Annotated in this window: 15 protein-coding genes; 7 read left to right on the top strand and 8 right to left on the bottom strand. The window is 51.4% G+C overall.

What is annotated here, in order from left to right:
- Positions 1-34: 34 nt before the first annotated feature.
- Together ABD949_RS15675 and ABD949_RS15670 are read left to right on the top strand one after the other, a co-directional pair.
- Positions 35-223: a hypothetical protein gene (locus ABD949_RS15675; RefSeq protein WP_345244797.1), complete on the top strand. Its 189-nt coding sequence runs from the start codon at positions 35-37 to the stop codon at positions 221-223.
- Positions 224-250: 27 nt separating this feature from the next.
- Complete coding sequence (locus ABD949_RS15670) at positions 251-1,366, top strand: lysophospholipid acyltransferase family protein (RefSeq protein ID WP_345244796.1); 1,116 nt, start codon at positions 251-253, stop codon at positions 1,364-1,366.
- Between the two features lie 76 nt (positions 1,367-1,442).
- Here the strand turns inward: ABD949_RS15670 and ABD949_RS15665 are convergent, their stop codons facing one another.
- From ABD949_RS15665 to ABD949_RS15655, 3 genes are all read right to left on the bottom strand, one after another.
- Entirely contained in the window at positions 1,443-3,005 is a 1,563-nt protein-coding gene (locus tag ABD949_RS15665) for an Rne/Rng family ribonuclease (protein WP_345244795.1), read from the bottom strand.
- A gap of 352 nt (positions 3,006-3,357) precedes the next feature.
- Positions 3,358-4,227, bottom strand: a complete 870-nt coding sequence (locus tag ABD949_RS15660; protein WP_345244794.1) for a tetratricopeptide repeat protein — start codon at positions 4,225-4,227, stop codon at positions 3,358-3,360.
- 84 nt (positions 4,228-4,311) lie between these two features.
- Positions 4,312-4,614: an HU family DNA-binding protein gene (locus ABD949_RS15655; protein WP_345244793.1), complete on the bottom strand. Its 303-nt coding sequence runs from the start codon at positions 4,612-4,614 to the stop codon at positions 4,312-4,314.
- A gap of 140 nt (positions 4,615-4,754) precedes the next feature.
- On the opposite strand from ABD949_RS15655, the gene mutY reads away from it, so the two are divergent.
- The 3 genes from mutY (at position 4,755) to gldE (ending at position 7,872) form a co-directional block, all read left to right on the top strand.
- The gene (gene mutY / locus ABD949_RS15650) at positions 4,755-5,843 is read left to right on the top strand and encodes an A/G-specific adenine glycosylase (protein WP_345244792.1); all 1,089 of its coding nucleotides are present in this window, start codon (positions 4,755-4,757) and stop codon (positions 5,841-5,843) included.
- A 73-nt stretch (positions 5,844-5,916) separates the two neighbouring features.
- Positions 5,917-6,474: a single-stranded DNA-binding protein gene (locus tag ABD949_RS15645; RefSeq protein ID WP_345244791.1), complete on the top strand. Its 558-nt coding sequence runs from the start codon at positions 5,917-5,919 to the stop codon at positions 6,472-6,474.
- A gap of 36 nt (positions 6,475-6,510) precedes the next feature.
- Positions 6,511-7,872, top strand: coding sequence for a gliding motility-associated protein GldE (gene gldE / locus ABD949_RS15640; protein ID WP_345244790.1), 1,362 nt, complete (start codon positions 6,511-6,513; stop codon positions 7,870-7,872).
- Here the strand turns inward: gldE and ABD949_RS15635 are convergent.
- Together ABD949_RS15635 and ABD949_RS15630 are read right to left on the bottom strand one after the other, a co-directional pair.
- The gene (locus ABD949_RS15635) at positions 7,859-9,784 is read right to left on the bottom strand and encodes a T9SS type A sorting domain-containing protein (RefSeq protein WP_345244789.1); all 1,926 of its coding nucleotides are present in this window, start codon (positions 9,782-9,784) and stop codon (positions 7,859-7,861) included. The genes gldE and ABD949_RS15635 overlap by 14 nt on opposite strands.
- A 212-nt stretch (positions 9,785-9,996) precedes the next feature.
- Positions 9,997-11,106: an LBF_2804 family protein gene (locus tag ABD949_RS15630; protein ID WP_345244788.1), complete on the bottom strand. Its 1,110-nt coding sequence runs from the start codon at positions 11,104-11,106 to the stop codon at positions 9,997-9,999.
- A gap of 142 nt (positions 11,107-11,248) precedes the next feature.
- Here ABD949_RS15630 and ABD949_RS15625 point away from each other — a divergent pair, with 142 nt between their 5' ends.
- Complete coding sequence (locus ABD949_RS15625; RefSeq protein WP_345244787.1) at positions 11,249-11,857, top strand: IMPACT family protein; 609 nt, start codon at positions 11,249-11,251, stop codon at positions 11,855-11,857.
- Positions 11,858-11,866: 9 nt separating this feature from the next.
- Here the strand turns inward: ABD949_RS15625 and ABD949_RS15620 are convergent, their stop codons facing one another.
- Both ABD949_RS15620 and ABD949_RS15615 read right to left on the bottom strand, forming a co-directional pair.
- On the bottom strand, positions 11,867-12,259 hold the full coding sequence (locus tag ABD949_RS15620) for a type II toxin-antitoxin system VapC family toxin (protein ID WP_345244786.1): 393 nt from the start codon (positions 12,257-12,259) through the stop codon (positions 11,867-11,869).
- Positions 12,246-12,497: a hypothetical protein gene (locus ABD949_RS15615; RefSeq protein ID WP_345244785.1), complete on the bottom strand. Its 252-nt coding sequence runs from the start codon at positions 12,495-12,497 to the stop codon at positions 12,246-12,248. Before ABD949_RS15615 ends, ABD949_RS15620 begins: the two co-directional genes overlap by 14 nt.
- Before the next feature lie 139 nt (positions 12,498-12,636).
- On the opposite strand from ABD949_RS15615, the gene uvrA reads away from it, so the two are divergent.
- Entirely contained in the window at positions 12,637-15,534 is a 2,898-nt protein-coding gene (gene uvrA, locus ABD949_RS15610; protein ID WP_345244784.1) for an excinuclease ABC subunit UvrA, read from the top strand.
- Positions 15,535-15,723: 189 nt separating this feature from the next.
- Here the strand turns inward: uvrA and tnpA are convergent, their stop codons facing one another.
- The gene (gene tnpA, locus ABD949_RS15605) at positions 15,724-16,176 is read right to left on the bottom strand and encodes an IS200/IS605 family transposase (protein WP_345244783.1); all 453 of its coding nucleotides are present in this window, start codon (positions 16,174-16,176) and stop codon (positions 15,724-15,726) included.
- Between the last annotated feature and the right edge of the window lie 108 nt (positions 16,177-16,284).

The raw sequence follows: 16,284 nt of genomic DNA, 5'->3' as shown, positions 1-16,284 counted from the left end.
GCTTTCACACAGTATAACTCTGATGTATAGTATCATGAAAAAGACATTTTCTATAAAACCAGCCAAGTCGTCCCTGAATGATAAAAATCAGCTTCCGGCGGCTAAAAACGAAACCAGTACCCTTTTCAAATTTAGCGGTGGCAAAGACAAAGATCCTGATTGCTGCCCCTGGCTGATTACCTTTCTGGGTGCGAATGTACAGCAGACGCCCGTTTTATCATAACAAGGTTTTATAAACGGATCATTGTTTATGCAGGCGACACTTCGGCAATATTACAGGGAGTTAACTACGTGCCGGCAGCGGTTCGAAGCCGTGGATTTGCAGAAAGAGCGAGGGTATCTGGCTAAGTTTGTTACCTTCTCGGCCAATGTGCAGAACATTCTGCCCTTTGTACCCCTCTCCCAGCATGAATCGCTGTTTCGGGAATTACTGCTGCAACAGGTGTATACGACCTTTGACCAGGAGTTTCTGAGTGCCGGTGAACTGGTGCAACTGCAGGGCAGCTACCAGCAGGTCATCAGGCCGGGAGTGCCGCATATCTATTGCACGTTTCACCTGGGCTCTTACCGCCTGCTAACCAGCCTGCTTTACCGTCGGGGCCTCGATTGTGTGTTGCTGGTTGGTAGCCAGATGAGCCGGCAGCAAGGCGAGAGTATGCAGGCGCACATCGATGCGCTGCGACGCCAGTATCGCCTGACTAATACTTTTCGGATTCTGGAAGCCGGCAGCCCATCGTCGGTTATTTCGATCCTGCGTGAACTAAAAGCCGGCCGCTCCCTGATTATGTACGTGGATGGGAGTCCGGAGACTGCCCCAACCGGTGATGAACTGGAGAAGCACCTGCTGGTACGATTTGGCAATCGCCAGCTATTAACCCGTAAGGGCGTTGGGTTTATTTCGCACGCGGCCAAAGTGCCCATTGTGCCGGTAATCAGCTACCGGCGTACTGATCTGACCAATGTACTGCGCTGCCTGGAGCCTATCCGTCCCGATAGCTCAATGGATCGGGAAACTTATTCCCGGCAGACAATGCAACTGTTATATGACTCGTTCTGGCGGTATCTGAACCGCTATCCGGGCCAGTGGGAGGGGTGGAATTACATTCATTCTTTCATGGAGCCAGAAAAGCTTTCCATGTCCGGAACAGTAAAGAAGCCTGTCCGGCCTACGTTTAACCAGAAGCGTTATTCCTTATGCGACCTGGAAGATGCACCTGTTCTGTTTGACCGGCGTCTTTACGAAACCTACGAAATTTCTCCTGATTTGCGCGACCTGCTACTTGGCTTAGACGGAGTAGACTCCGTTGAAGATACGTTAGGGACCGAACTGTTTACGGAACTGGTAGAGAAGGAAATTCTTTGCTAATACTGGCCATATAAGACGAAAAGCCCCCGATCCAACGCGTTGGATCGGGGGCTTGACTTTTTACCAGGTAAGCCCGTCAACTGACCGCAGCCAGTTCGATCTCTTCGCCGAAGCGGTTGTGAAACTTGAAGTCTACAACGCCCAGCGAACTATCCTGTATCAGGGTTACCCAGGTCTTGTACTTCCAGAACCACTGCATCTGACGCGACCACGGCCCTTTGGTGAAGTAGGCGTGCAGAAAGGGGTGGAGCATTACCTGCACACCGCGCTCGTTCTGTTTGGTCAGGATATATTCCAGATTGTTCTCGATGATATCCGTGACCAGCACACTGGCCTGAATGGTACCGGTACCGCCACAGGTCGGACAGGTTTCGCGGGTGACAATGTTTAGTTCTGGTCGTACCCGTTGCCGGGTTATCTGCATCAGACCAAATTTGGTCAGCGGCAGAATGGTAAACTTGGAGCGGTCGGCTTTCATCTCCTCCCGCATCAGGTCGAAAACCAATTTCTTGTTTTCGGCCTTCTTCATGTCAATAAAGTCGACCACAATAATACCGCCCATGTCGCGCAGCCGGAGCTGGCGGGCAATTTCTTTGGCAGCTTCCGTATTGACACTGACGGCCGTAGCCTCCTGATCTTCTTCGGAGTTTGATTTGTTACCGCTGTTGACGTCGATAACGTGCAGTGCTTCGGTATGCTCAATGATCAGGTATCCTCCACCGGGCAGACTCACCGAGCGCCCAAAGAGGGATTTGATCTGTTTTTCAAGCCCAAAGGCTTCAAAAACTTTAGTTTTACCGTTGTAAAGCTTTACGATTCGCTCTTTTTCCGGTGCAATGGTGTGAATGTAATTTTTGATGTCGTCGAACATCTCCCGCGTGTCAACGGTAATGCTGTCGAACGATTCGTTCAGCATATCGCGGAGAATAGACGATGCCCGGTTCATTTCACCGATAATGCGGTCACGGGGTTTAGCGTCACGTAACGCTTTTATACCGTTCTCCCACTTTTCGATCGATGCCTGCAAATCACGGTCGAGTTCTTCAACGTCTTTCCCCTGAGCCACCGTCCGGACGATTACACCGAAGTTCTGGGGCTTTATAGAAGACATAAGCCGCATGAGCCGGCTTCGCTCGCCTTTATCCGTAATTTTCTTTGACAGGTTAACCGTATTGGCAAACGGCACCAGCACCAGATAGCGACCTGCGATCGAAATGTCGCAGGAAAGTCGCGGCCCTTTAGTCGAGATGGGTTCTTTTACCACCTGCACCAGAATCGGTGCATTTTTGGTCAGGACCTTATCTATTTTACCTAACTTATCAATCTCCGGCTCCAGTTTAAAATTATTGAGCCGGCCGGTATTGACGCGCTTGGCGATGACGTCTTTCGTAAACTTGTTCAGGGAGTTGATGTTCGGTCCCAGATCAAGATAATGCAGAAAGGCATCCTTCTCATAACCAATATCGACAAAAGCCGCATTCAGGCCTGTAACCAGCTTTTTTACGGTACCCAGGTACAAGTCCCCGACTGTAAAATTGCTGTCTGACTCTTCCAGGTGATATTCCAGCAACCTCTTGTCCTGCAAGAGGGCTATCCGGTCACCTTTCTGAGTTGAACTGATCACTAATTCATTACTCACAAGATGAATGCGCGGTTAGATGGCGGAATGCATGAATGCAAAACAGTTGTGCCGAACTTTGGCACAACGGCTAAAAAAAAGAGAAGCCGCGTCATTCCACGAGGCTTCAGGGGAGTAGGCAGACTACAGTAGGCAGTGGGCAGTAGGCAGAGAGATATCTGTTGACTGCATACTATAAACTGCTTACTGCCTACTGCCTACTACTTTTTCTTATGCCGGTTTTTTCTCAGCCGCTTCTTACGCTTGTGCGTAGCAATCTTGTGACGTTTTCTTTTTTTACCGCAAGGCATAGTGGTAAAACAGTTTACTTGTGTTATACATTGTCGGCTAACTACCCAGTCAGCCCAAAACTTTACTTAAGCCGCTCTTCGTATTCACGAATGGCCGCCAGAATCTGCGGGTCTTTCTCCTGCGTTTTCACCTGAGCCAGCACCTTTCGAGCTTCTTCCTTCTGCCCGGCTTCGGCCAGGCTGATGCCCAGATAAAACTGAGCTTTACGATTACCCGGACTGGTAACCAAAATCTGTCGGAACCGATCAATAGCGCGGGTGTGCTGTCCGGACCGCATCGACAACAGACCCAGGTTAAACAAGGCCAGTTCGTTGGTAGGGTCCTGCTGTAACACCTCACGCAATAGTGTAATGCCCTGCATCGGGTTCTGCGTACTCACGTACGTCATGGCCATATTGGCTTTTGCCGCCAGCAGGTTCGGATTCTTGTCGAGGGCTTTCTGGTAGGCTGCTCTGGTTTTTTCGCCCAGATAGGCTGCCTTCTGTTCATCAACTGCAAATCCGTACGCTTCAAAATACTGATCGCCGGACCGTAGCCAGTTTTGCTCAGTTGGCTCAAGTTTTGCGATTTCCTCTGCGTAATGAGCGGCACTGTCGTACCGGCTCACCGAACGAAAGAAAGTGATCAGTTCGCTGGCTGCAGCCGATTTGCCGGCCGCCGGGGCAGAGGCATACTGGCGCTGCAGCGTTTCCATCCGGCGCTGTTGTTCCGGTGTTACCGGCTCCTGATGCAGATCGGCGTTTCCGGTATCGCCCACGTGACCACCGGTACTGGTTGAGTCGCCGGTCACCATACCTGAACCGGACGTTTGGGCAGAAGAACGGCCACCCAACTGCTTGTTTTCGTTCTGCACAACCACCTTGGGCAGGCTATATAAGCCAGCCGTCAGCGCTGTGGCCAGAACCAAAACGAGTAATATGGATTTTTTCATGATTGACCTTTCTCAGCAAACGTCCGGACCGGGTGGTTTGGTTCGCAGGGCTGGTTCCGCAAAACGCGGCTGTACCCTTACATTTTACTCGACGGAAGCTTTTGTATTCTCGCTGGTTTTAACCTGCTCAACGAAAACCTTGGCAGGCTTAAAACTCGGAATAAAATGCTCGTCGATCACCATCGCCGTATTTTTTGAAATATTACGGGCTACTTTCCGTGCTCTTCGCTTATTGATAAAGCTGCCGAACCCCCGCACATATATCGGCTCATGGCTTGCCAACGACTGTTTGACCACAGAGAAGAATGTCTCCAGGGTTTGCGTTACATCAGCCTTGTCGATCCCTGTCTTCTCGGCAATTTCTGCGATTACGTCTGCTTTCGTCACGACTTTACTAAACTTTAACGTTTATTTTGTTGTTGAATTTTCAGGTGCCCAAAATGGGATACAAAGGTAGGTCTTTCCCCTAAAATACAAAAACCCGGCACCGGTATTTTCTGCCTAACGACTCATTTTTTGATTTTATTTTGAACTGGCAATCAGACGCCAACGAAAAGTTTACGGCTTTTGCCCCTACACTTGAGCGGTGGTATCAGCGACATAAACGCGACTTACCCTGGCGACACACCCGCGATCCATACCGCATCTGGCTCTCCGAAATTATCCTGCAACAGACCCGCGTGGCGCAGGGGCGACCCTACTACGAACGCTTTGTCGAAGCCTTCCCGACGGTCGCTGATATGGCCCGTGCCGAGGAGCGGGAACTGCTGCGGCTCTGGCAGGGGCTGGGCTATTATTCGCGGGCCAGAAACCTGCACCAGACCGCCAGGTACATCGCGGATGACCTGGGCGGACAGTTTCCTGATACGTATACTAAGCTACTGAAACTTAAAGGTATAGGTGTATATACCGCAGCAGCCATTGCTTCTTTTGCTTTTGGTGAGCGGGTACCGGTGGTTGATGGGAATGTGTACCGGGTGCTGGCCAGGGTATTTGGTATTGCCGAGGATATTACCACCACAGGGGCCAGGAAAACATTCGCAGCCCTGGCAATGCGGCTTATTGCATTTGCCGAAGACCCGGCCGAATACAACCAGGCCATCATGGAGTTTGGGGCAATCCAGTGTACGCCTGTGTCTCCTGACTGCTTACTCTGTCCCTTGCAGCAGCAGTGCCGGGCGTTTCTCACGGGGCAGCAGCACAAACTCCCGGTCAAGGCGAAGAAGGCTCCAGTGAAGCAGCGGTTTTTTAATTATCTGGTTTTCAGGAATGGGAACCAGTTGGCCATGCGCGCCCGAACGGCTAAGGATATATGGCTGCAGTTATACGATTTTTACCTGATCGAAACCGACGAGCCGACCGAAGCCTTACGTGACCTGGTAGTACCCACTGCGTCTGAATCGTTAGTGCAGACAGGAGCCCCAGCCAGGTTTCCGGAGACCGGGCAGCAGTTACTGTCGCACCAACGTATAGACGCTAAATTTTGGCTGATTGATGTCCCTGATACCCAAAAAAATGGGCTGCCGGAGGGATTGCAGTGGTATACACCGGAAGAGATCGGGCGGTTGCCCAAGCCGGTTTTAATCACGGCTTATCTTCAGCAAAAGTTTGGATAAGTCGGTTTTTTTCAATAACTTTAACTTCTTAGAGCCCGCTTGTAAATTTCATCTGTTTAACTATTTTTGACTTATGGCTGGTGTAAACAAAGTAATTTTAGTTGGTAATTTAGGCAGCGATCCTGAAGTCCGTTATCTGGACGGAGGGTCGGTGGTAGCGCGGTTCAATATCGCTACCTCGGAGTCGTACACGAATCGCAATGGTGAACGGGTAGAACAAACCGAGTGGCACAAAATTGAACTGTGGGATAACCTGGCCAAGATTGCCGAACAATATTTGCGCAAAGGAAATCAGGTATATATTGAGGGGAAACTGAAAACAGAGACCTGGCAGGATAAAGATGGTGCGCAGCGTACCGGGGTACGGGTACGGGCTACCAGTATGCAGTTGCTCGGTGGCCGCTCCAACAGCGGTGAAAGCCAGGACAGCGGTGAAACGCATACCGAGCAGGCTCCTGTGGCGGCACCCGCTCCGGCGCGTCAGCAGGCTGCGGCTCCCCGCCAGGCGGCTGCTCCGGCAACGGCGGCAGCGGCTCCGGCAGCCCAAAGCCGTCCGGCCGCTCAGGCAACGCGTCGTCAGCCTGAGCCGACTCCTTTTGAAAGCGGTGGTGATGATGATTTACCCTTCTAAAGCCACCGGCTTATTGTTGAACCAGACCCCACTTGCATGGACCCTGGCGATCCGTTAACGCAACAGGTGCTCCCAGCCGCTGCCGGCTGGGGCACCTATTTCACTTTATACGGGCCTTATGTGGCCATCCTGCTGCTGCTTCTGCTGCTGGCTGCTCTGGCCTCCGCTGCCGAAGCGGCTTTCTTTTCCTTAACACCTGAAGACCGGGCGCTCTGCCGGGATGGTAGCCGTCCGGCCGACCGGCGTATTACCTTACTGCTCGAACGACCTAAACGCCTGCTGGCGTCGCTCGTTATCCTGAACAACCTCCTCAATATTGCCATCGTCGTTATCGTGGCCTACCTGACGTGGGAACTCTGGCAGGTCGCCAGAGCATCCGGATGGGTACTTACAAGTATCACGCTGGCAACTACGCTGGCAATTGTACTTTTTGGGGAAATCATTCCTAAAGTGTACGCCAGTCAGAACCACCTGCAAATGGCCCGGCGAACCGCTTCGCTGGCCCATGTAGCCTCGCTGGTTTTCAAGCCATTTTCGCTGCTGCTGGTAAGTCTCAGCAACCAGGTCGACAAGCGGATTCAGCGCCGGGGCTATAAACTCTCTATGGAGGAATTGAACCAGGCTGTGGAACTGACCAGCAGTGAGGCCACGGCCGAAGAGCGTGAAATCCTGAAAGGTATTGTCAACTTCAGCAACCTGACGGCCCGGCAGGTAATGCGCGCCCGGATGGATGTTACCGCTTTTGCCAGTGATCTTACCTTCTCTGAACTTATTGAGCAGATCAATGCCTCCGGCTACTCGCGGGTGCCGGTCTATAAAGAATCCATCGACCAGATCGAAGGTATTCTGTACATAAAAGATTTGCTGCCGCATCTGCACCGCGAGGACGGCTTTCATTGGCAGAACTTGCTGCGATCGGTATTTTTCATCCCTGAAAATAAAAAAATTGATGACCTGCTACAGGATTTTCAGAAACGGCGGGTTCACATGGCTATTGTGGTCGACGAATACGGCGGCACGCGGGGACTCATCACCCTGGAAGACATCATTGAAGAAATCTTCGGCGATATTAATGATGAATTTGATGACGAAACGCCTGAAAACTACCGCCGGCTGGATGATCGGACGGTAGTTATTGAGGGTAAGGTACCCTTGTCTGATGTGTGCCGCATCCTGGATGTTGACCCGACGGTATTTGAAGATGTGCGCGGGGACAGTGAGTCGCTGGGCGGTCTGCTGCTGGAGCTCTTCAACCGCCTGCCTACCTCCGGTGAAGAAATCACCTACGAGAATTTTACCTTCCACGTTCTTAACGCAGACGATAAGCGTATCAATGAGGTTAGGATAACCCAGAACAGCCTGACAACAACCCTCAATAGCCGGTCTACCGGTGAATAATGAGTTTTTTGGTTACGTGGTGATTCGTGTTCTGAATCTGCATCATATACATACCATCGGTAAGATTGGGCGGCAACGGTATCGGGATTAGTCGGTTGGCTACGGCCAGCAGCGATTGTTGCCACCGCACGCGCCCGTTCAGATCAAGGACCGCAATTTGCCAGTTACCGCTCTCCGGCAGCCGCAGCAGCAGATTATGGCCGTCCGTCGGGTTGGGAAAAAGGAATGGTTCATCGATATCCCCAATTGGGCTGGTAATAACTACAGCGCTGTAATATACCTTACCGTTGGGCAATTCATGGCGCACCCGGTAGCGGTTGGCTCCCGGTAGCGGTTGCCGGTCGGTTATAGAGTATAGATGATGCAGGCCGCCGTCGGATCGTGTCTGTACCGCACCCAGCGGCTGGTATTGACCCAGACTATCCTGGCGCTCTACCACAAAGCGCCCACCGGCTGGCTCCTGGGCCGTTAGCCAGTGAATCTCATTCATATAGCCAACCGTTTCGGCTTGCGCGTCAAGAAGCGTTCTGGCAGACTCACTCGGTGCTACTACCCGAAACGCAGCGGAAGGAACCCCAGGCAGTACGGGCTTTGAGGAAACTACCCGGAACCGGTAGGTGCCGGGGCTTAGGGTGTCCGGGATACGCAGCCGGACAGGGCTAGTTTTGCCTCTCCCCAATTCGCTGATAAATTGTCCCTGACCGTCGAGTAACTGGATGATGTAGTCGGGACTGGCGTTCTCAAACCCGGCTTTGCTGAAAGGCACCGGAAGCTCTGTCCCCGCTGGAATCTGTGCTGGAATAAGGCCTGTCCGCAGAAACCACCAGGGCTGATTTACGGGCGACTTTTTAAAGAAATCATCTGTCAGGGCCTGGTTCCAGGAGGCCGCAAAAAGCGAGATGCCCTGAAGGCCATTTCTCACATTTTCAAAATGTCCGTGTGAGGGCCTTGGTACCTGGATGCCATCTGAGTCTGGTCCCGGCCATACGTTGTTGCCAGGGGTTTGAATGAGCTGATTCTGCGCGTTGATAATAGCCGATATGGGCGTAGACGTAGCGTGGCCAACCGATCCTTTGGCCACTACCCAGGTTAGGTGCGGAGCATAGTCCCGGCGTGTAGCGTTGATAAGATCCTGAACAAACCGGCGGTAGTTTTCGGTCGAGGTCCGGAGAGGGATCGCGTCTGATTCGCCATGAAACCAGAGTAAAGCCCGTATGCCGAATTGGCTGTGAAAATACTGTAGGGTATTCCGCAAATTGGTGTAAGGCTGCAGGTATGGCCAGGGTTTGCTATTAAAGATGTTGACGGCCGGTATGCCGTTGGCGGTGGCGCTCCAGTTTTCGGCCACGGTAGACGGGCAGGAGGCATTGAAAAAGGCTACGGGTACGCCGAAGCGGTCGGCAATCATATCACCCAGTTCACTCCAGGCCCAGGCGGCTTCGCCCATGGGATATATGTAGCAACGATCGCGCAGCTGGGTAAATTTAGGTACTGGAAAAGGATTGTCCTTTGCTTCCAGCACATCGTTCTTGTTGTAATGCCAGTTGATGGCATCGAAGGATACAACCCGTTCCGAAGCACTTTTCGACCCTAAGTTTGGTACGCCCATGGCATTTGACTGGCCAGCCACCAGGAATACCTCGCCAACACCGACCCGCTCCACCTGGGCAAGGCTCACCATCCGTCCTTCGCGCATGCCCCGTACGTCCAGGGTATACCAGCCACCTTCGGCCTGTATGGTTCCTTCAAAAACACCGTTCTTCGGGTCAGCCTGAAGCAGCAGCCAGTTGGTGGGCCGGCCGTGCTTTTGCAGAACGGGGGTCAGCCGCACTTCAATCCGGTCGACGGGTATAGTAAAGGTACCGGCAATATGCAGCGGAGCCTGATTGTCGCTATTACGCTGGACCACCATTCGTGGAAACGGGTAACTAACCTCTAATTGGGCCAACGCGGAACGCGAACCGGTCAGACAAAGAAGAACGATAAGTAGATAGTTAGCACATAGTTTCATTTAACAGCCTTTACCTCAATTATTTATACAAAATAAAGCAACAAAGCCGGTATATGGAAAGTCCATTTAATCAGTTTCCCTGTGTGGCTGTGGTGCCATGGTTAACCGGTACCTTATACCCATAAGCCCTGACCGTGATTAAATTGCCGGCCTATGGCTTTTATATCGGCCATTTTATAGGTAAGCCAGCCATTAGCTTTCAGTTGCCGCAGCCGGCGCTTTTCGAGCCGCGATAACCGGCCGTCGATCAGGGCACCAAACACAATGAGCCGTTCGAGACCCCGGCGGACATCTTCCGAAACCTGGCCGATCTGTTCCAAAAATTTGCCTTTGGGGCGAATTACGTCCAGCCCAAACCGGTCCATCAACTCTTCGGTAAATAACAAATGGGCATAGTTAAATTGCCGGTCTTGGATAGACAGAAACGAAAGCGCTTCCGGAATCAGGGAGCAGAACTGCTCATTGTGACCCCATTCTTCATGGATTTCATCGACAAATCCGCGGATGGTAGAGGGGGCCATGATCCGGATCCGGGCCTCGTGAATGACCGCTACGGAAGCAATGATGTTCCAGACCGCAAAGACTGGAATACTTACGAGACTATTCGTCATGGCCGGCAGCGCGTAGCCACCCGGAAGTTGTCTCAGCAGAAGCCTGATCACATAAGTACTGAGGGCAGCTTTCAGTTTGGTATACAAAAAGAAAATGGTCAGGCCCCACCGGGGCAGACTAAAATAAGGAGACTGGCCAAAGAGGAGCAGCCCGGATTTATCGGTCTCCACAGCGGCTTCGGTCATAGCGTATAGGTGTCTTTCGTATTGCGGGTCGTGAGCACGGGGAAACTGGCATAGGGCCATCAGGATGCGTATTGCCCGCAGGTTAACGTAGATCAGCAGGTAAACCTCCAGATAGACGAGCAGAATACCGTACAAAATGGTGATCAGCGGAGCCTCGTATGTCTGATTGAAAACAGGAATCGGTGTAGTGGAAAAGAAGTCTGGCCAAAAAAATTGGGGCAGGTAAAGCAGCAGCAGGCCGATAGTACCCAATAAGGTAACCAGCATTACGGTCTGCCGTTTAACCTGATGAAAAATCCGATGCTCCCAGTCGTTCATCACAAACGGCTCGTCGGCTGGGTGCGCCGTGTCGAGCGAACGCCGGAGATAGCGCAACGCCAGGTGATCGGTTGAACCAGAGGTATCGTTTGGCGGTGGTGTCGCCATAGTAGTAGAGGAAGAATGATAAAACACTACGCAGTATAACTGCGTAGTCCCCCTTCCTGTTTTTACTTGGGTGTAAACGGTTACCTCTCGGATACATTCCCTGCCGTATATTTGGCCTTACTATCTAGCTGATTCTTTGTTAATGTTATTTGAAGATACTTATCGTACCCTGGCCGGCCCGGCTGAGGGACTGTTTAAAGAGAAAGGAAGCAGGTTTCTGGCTTATGCTTTTCCGGTTGTCAGGGAGGCTGAGGTAAAAGCGCATCTGGAGGCTGTCCATAAAGAACACCCTAAGGCCCGGCATCACTGTTACGCTTATCGTCTTGGGCTTGACCGCAACAACTACCGCGTCAATGATGACGGCGAACCCAGCGGTACGGCCGGCCGGCCAATCCTGAATACGTTGTATTCGCATGACCTGACTAACATTCTGGTGGTTGTAGTGCGTTATTTCGGAGGAACGTTGCTGGGTGTTCCGGGGCTCATCAACGCCTATAAGTCGGCAACGGCTGATGCGCTGACCCAGGCAACAGTGGTGGAAAAAACCGTCAATGAAGTGTACCTGGTCCGGTTTGTCTACGAACAGATGAATGAAGTAATGAAAGTAATCAAAGATCAGCAGCTTACTGTCATAAGCCAGTCTTTTGATAACGAGTGTAGCCTGGAGATTGAGTTGCGGAGGACAATGGTCAATGGCATAATCGGGCGGCTGGAGAAGCTGGAGGGCATAACGGTCAGGTGGCTTAGGTAAAAAGTAGCTTTAGAACGGTGATACAATCGGGACTTTCGGGTCAATGTTTTGAAAGTCATTTACATTTTGTGTCATTAACTCCGCGCCAAGCTTCCGAGCCGTAGCAAGAATTATAGCATCGGGCAATTTGATTCTGCTCTGCTTTCGGTACTGAATCACCAGGTTTGCTATATCCATATCGGTTTGATATACAGGCAGCGTGTTAAGGAAATTAACTAATCGGCTCTCCTCCTCGGCATCTCTGAACGGGAATCCCAGAACTTCCATGTAAACAATTGATGGGATATAGATAGCATCGTACCGATCACTAATGGTTTTGAAAGAGAGTTGCCCTTTTGAGAGATAGATTAATATGTTGGAATCCAGGACACCTGCTCCAGTCCGTATTTCAATCCCACTCATTCCGCAGTTGTTTTTGCCAGGCAATGGGGTCTGGCACAGATTCAAACAGGTTTATCTCGTGTAACGACCGCAGCGCTCCTTCTACTGCTACAGGGTCATAGTTCTGCCCGCGTTCAGAAACCTCCATTTCCTCCCATAGGACAATGACCCGAACCTGACTTTTATCAAGGTTGGACATTGTCTCGGGCAACGTAATTTTGCCGTTTTCAATGGTTGTCTCAAACTCAAGTGCTTTCATATAAGCTGGCCATTTATCGTAGTAAAGATAAGATTTTAAAGAGAAAAAGGACCTCCTCCCCATTAACTGTAAACTTAACGCTACACCAAACCAAAATTTTCTCTTTTCTGTTAGAATTAAGAATAAGGCTTTTCATCACGTGACGGAAAACAAAGTTACGACCGAACCGGCACACCGGGACGGTCATAGTCTCACCGATATTGAATTAACGGGCTTTGAGCAGATTGAGGTGCTGGGTGCCCGCGAACATAATCTGAAAAATATTGACGTTACCATTCCCCGCAATAAGCTGGTGGTTGTGACGGGTATCAGCGGCAGCGGCAAATCGTCACTGGCGTTTGATACCATCTACGCCGAAGGACAGCGCCGGTATATGGAGAGCTTTTCGGCCTACGCCCGCTCGTTCATCGGCGATATGGAGCGGCCCGATGTCGACAAGATCAACGGGCTGAGTCCGGTGATCTCTATTGAGCAGAAGACCACCTCCAAAAACCCCCGGTCCACAGTCGGCACCACTACGGAGATTTATGACTTTCTGCGTCTGTTGTTTGCCAGAGCCGGGGATGCCTACTCTTATGCCACAGGCCGGAAAATGACCCGTCAGTCGCAGGACCAGATTATTGATCAGATACTGAATCAGTACAACGGCCAAAAGCTGACGTTGCTGGCACCCGTGGTCAAAGGCCGGAAGGGGCATTACCGCGAGCTGTTTGTGCAGATTGCCAAACTGGGGTATACCAAAGTGCGCGTGGATGGGCAGGTGCAGGACATAGTGCCCAAGATGCAGCTTGACCGCTATAAGGTACACGATGTTGAGATTGTCATTGACCGGATCATTCCCCGGCCCGAAGATCGTTTCCGGCTCTCGCAGTCGGTGCAGACGGCACTGAAGCAGGGCAAGGGAGCCATGCAGATTCTTGACCAGGATGGCCAAGTGATTTACTTCTCGCAGAACCTGATGGACCCGGAGTCGGGCATCAGCTACGATGAGCCTTCGCCCAATACGTTCTCCTTTAACTCACCCTACGGGTGGTGCCCGGTTTGTCAGGGTCTTGGCGTGGTGGAAGAGATTACCGAGGAGTCAGTTATTCCCGATAAGTCCCTAAGCATCAGTCGGGGTGCCATTGCCCCCTTAGGTGAATATCGTGAACTTTGGTTTTTTCGGGAGATTGAGGTCATCCTGAAGAAATTCAAATTAAGTCTGAGTACTCCGCTGACCAAATATCCGCCCGAATTACTGAATGTGCTGCTGTTTGGCGACCAGGAAGAAGCGACCATGCCGTCCAAGAAACACCCTGGTGAAGATTATTATAACTTTAAATTTGAGGGCATCATACCCTTTTTGAAGCGTCAGCAGGAGAACGGCTCCGAAAAGATTCAGGAGTGGCTGAAAGACTTTATGGTGGTCAATACCTGTCCGGAGTGTAACGGAGCCCGGTTGAAGAAGGAGTCGTTGTACTTCCTGATCGCCGATAAAAATATTGCTGAATTGGCCCGATTAGACATTTCGGAACTGTCGGCCTGGATGACCAATCTCGAAGACCGGTTGTCGGAGCGTCAGAACGTAATAGGACGGGAAGTACTGAAGGAAATCCGCAAGCGCATTGGCTTCCTGCTCGATATCGGTCTGGATTACCTGACGCTCGACCGGCCGTTGCGGACCTTGTCCGGAGGGGAAGCGCAGCGTATCCGGCTTGCGACGCAAATCGGCACGCAGTTGGTCGGTGTGTTGTACATAATGGATGAGCCCAGCATCGGTCTGCATCAGCGCGATAACGTAAAGCTGATCGACTCACTGAAGAACCTGCGCGATCTGGGTAATACGGTATTGGTGGTCGAACACGACAAAGACATGATGCTGGAGTCGGATTTTATTCTGGACATTGGTCCGGGAGCCGGCCGGCATGGTGGTCAGATTGTGGGGATTGGCACACCCGAAGAATTTCTGCGAAACGGCAGCACCACGGCTGATTACCTGAGTGGTCGCCGGGCGATTGAGGTACCCGCCGAGCGTCGGAAGGGTAACGGCAAGTTTTTGATCATTAAAGGCGCTACCGGTCATAACCTGAAGAATGTAACCCTGAAGCTGCCGCTGGGCCGGATGGTTTGTATAACGGGCGTGTCAGGCAGCGGCAAGTCGTCTTTGATTCACGAGACTTTATTCCCGGTGCTGAACCGGCACTTCTATAAATCGAAGCGGGAGCCGCTGTCGTTTAAGTCGGTAGAAGGGTTGGAGTATTTGGACAAAGTAATTGAAGTAGACCAGTCGCCGATCGGCCGGACACCCCGATCTAACCCGGCCACGTACACCGGTATGTTCTCCGACATCCGCGCCTTGTTTGCCGAACTGCCCGAAGCTAAAATTCGCGGGTACAAGCCGGGTCGCTTCTCCTTTAACGTGAAGGGAGGCCGCTGCGAAGATTGTGAAGGTGCCGGTATGAAGAAGATCGAGATGGAGTTTCTGCCGGATGTACACGTCGCCTGCGAAACCTGCAAGGGTAAGCGCTTTAACCGCGAGACGCTGGAAGTACGCTTCAAAGGCAAGTCTATTGCCGATGTGCTGGACATGACGGTCGAGCAGGCGCTGGACTTCTTCGCTAGTCAGCCTAAGATTCTGCGCAAAGTGCAGACGCTGAATGATGTTGGGTTGGGCTATATCACACTAGGGCAGCATGCTACGACCCTGTCGGGTGGTGAGGCCCAGCGGGTAAAGCTAGCGGAGGAGTTGTCTAAGAAAGACACTGGCAAGACCATGTACATTCTTGACGAACCAACCACGGGTTTGCACTTTCAGGATATTTCGCACCTGCTGGCTGTCTTGAACAAGCTGGTTGATAAAGGCAACACGGTTTTAATCATCGAACACAACCTGGATGTTATCAAAGTTTCGGACCATATCATCGATCTCGGTCCGGAAGGTGGCAACAAAGGCGGTGAAATCATTGCCGAAGGCACCCCGGAGAAAGTTGCGAAGGTAGAGGGGAGCTATACCGGTAAATTTTTGGCAGTGGAGCTGGGGACAACATCAAACCGTTAAAACGGTTAATTGTAAATGGGGTACGTGGCCGTTTCCCACGGATAAATCCGTGGGCTGATCAAATCGAAATTTTTGTGCTTATGAGTTCGCCCACCTTAATGGCCAATGCACAGAGCCTGGGTGGGTTTGATTACAGCCCACGGATTTATCTGTGGGCTGTGTGATTTAATAAGAAGCAATTCAACCGTTTTAACGGTTTGCCTGTTCCGGCACATCATTAAGGCCATAATGGTGCAAAAATCGTTCGTATTCCGCTGCAAACGGAACCGTGCGATGATGCTCCTCCTGATTCCGAATATATTGAATAACCCGCTCCACATTTGTTTCGCTGATGGAAAATGCTCCATAGCCCGTCTGCCACGCGAATTTTGTCGAAAGTAAATGCCGCTGATTAATCTCATGTGATGAACCGCCTTTTACCTGCTTCATCACATCCGCTACCGAAAATCGCGGATCAAGCTGGAACAGGATATGAACATAATCCTCGACACCGCCAATGGCAGCGACGTGACTACCCAAGTCTGTTAATTGCTTTGTAAGTATGATATAGACTTGAAAGCGAATGGTTTGCCGGATCTGCGGCTGCCTGGCTTTTGTGCTAAAGACAGCATGAATCCATAATTTAGTTTTGGAATGTGACATGCAGAGATGAGTACTAACTTTGGGGTTCAGACGGAGTAGAAAAGGCCTCGTCACAGAGTAAGGGTAAAAGCAGCCGGGCATCTGCTTTTCAAAATGACAACGTAACCT

Source organism: Nibrella saemangeumensis (assembly GCF_039541915.1).
Taxonomy (GTDB): domain Bacteria; phylum Bacteroidota; class Bacteroidia; order Cytophagales; family Spirosomataceae; genus Nibrella; species Nibrella saemangeumensis.
The sequence above is the reverse complement of the archived record's forward strand: the minus strand, read 5'-3'. Positions and strand labels throughout refer to the sequence as shown.

Bases quoted from the DNA above. Each gene is read 5' to 3' on its own strand.
- ABD949_RS15620 (WP_345244786.1), bottom strand. From the start codon at position 12,259: ATGAGTGGGATTGAAATACGGACTGGAGCAGGTGTCCTGGATTCCAAC.
- ABD949_RS15675 (WP_345244797.1), top strand. From the start codon at position 35: ATGAAAAAGACATTTTCTATAAAACCAGCCAAGTCGTCCCTGAATGAT.
- ABD949_RS15625 (WP_345244787.1), top strand. From the start codon at position 11,249: ATGTTATTTGAAGATACTTATCGTACCCTGGCCGGCCCGGCTGAGGGA.
- gldE (WP_345244790.1), top strand. From the start codon at position 6,511: ATGGACCCTGGCGATCCGTTAACGCAACAGGTGCTCCCAGCCGCTGCC.
- tnpA (WP_345244783.1), bottom strand. From the start codon at position 16,176: ATGTCACATTCCAAAACTAAATTATGGATTCATGCTGTCTTTAGCACA.
- ABD949_RS15660 (WP_345244794.1), bottom strand. From the start codon at position 4,227: ATGAAAAAATCCATATTACTCGTTTTGGTTCTGGCCACAGCGCTGACG.
- ABD949_RS15615 (WP_345244785.1), bottom strand. From the start codon at position 12,497: ATGAAAGCACTTGAGTTTGAGACAACCATTGAAAACGGCAAAATTACG.
- ABD949_RS15635 (WP_345244789.1), bottom strand. From the start codon at position 9,784: ATGGTGGTCCAGCGTAATAGCGACAATCAGGCTCCGCTGCATATTGCC.
- ABD949_RS15630 (WP_345244788.1), bottom strand. From the start codon at position 11,106: ATGGCGACACCACCGCCAAACGATACCTCTGGTTCAACCGATCACCTG.
- ABD949_RS15670 (WP_345244796.1), top strand. From the start codon at position 251: ATGCAGGCGACACTTCGGCAATATTACAGGGAGTTAACTACGTGCCGG.
- ABD949_RS15645 (WP_345244791.1), top strand. From the start codon at position 5,917: ATGGCTGGTGTAAACAAAGTAATTTTAGTTGGTAATTTAGGCAGCGAT.